Annotated in this window: 1 pseudogene; it reads left to right on the top strand. The window is 42.0% G+C overall.

The annotated features are described in order from the left end of the window. A pseudogene (locus ASL19_RS18460) lies at positions 1 to 452 on the top strand (hypothetical protein); the annotation flags it as partial.

Raw genomic sequence — 452 nt, 5'->3', positions numbered from 1 at the left:
TGGTTTGAAACGGGTAGTCCCAGCTTTCTACTCAAACTGTTCCAGAAGGAGCGGTATTTCCTACCTAATTTGGAGGGAATCGAGGTAACGGAGGAAATACTTGATTCCTTTGATGTGGAGCAGATTAACCCAGTGACCCTCCTGTTTCAGTCTGGTTATCTGACCATTAAGGACACATTTACAGATATCAACCAAATAGTGTTTTGCTTGGGTATACCCAATATGGAGGTGAAGATTGCCCTCAACAACCAGTTTATCAACGCCTATACCAAATTAGTAAACGAAAAGTTAGGTGTACAAAGACTGATACATACCCAACTGAGTTCTGGAGATGTAGAAGGCTTAGTCAGCACCATCAAGCGATTATTTGCCTCCATTCCTTGGCGGAATTTCACTAATAACGACCTAGCGGATTTTGAAGGATATTATGCTTCTGTGATTTACGCCTTCCT

This window comes from Cylindrospermopsis sp. CR12, assembly GCF_001432185.1.
GTDB lineage: Bacteria > Cyanobacteriota > Cyanobacteriia > Cyanobacteriales > Nostocaceae > Raphidiopsis > Raphidiopsis raciborskii.
This window is presented reverse-complemented; position numbering and strand designations above follow the sequence as displayed.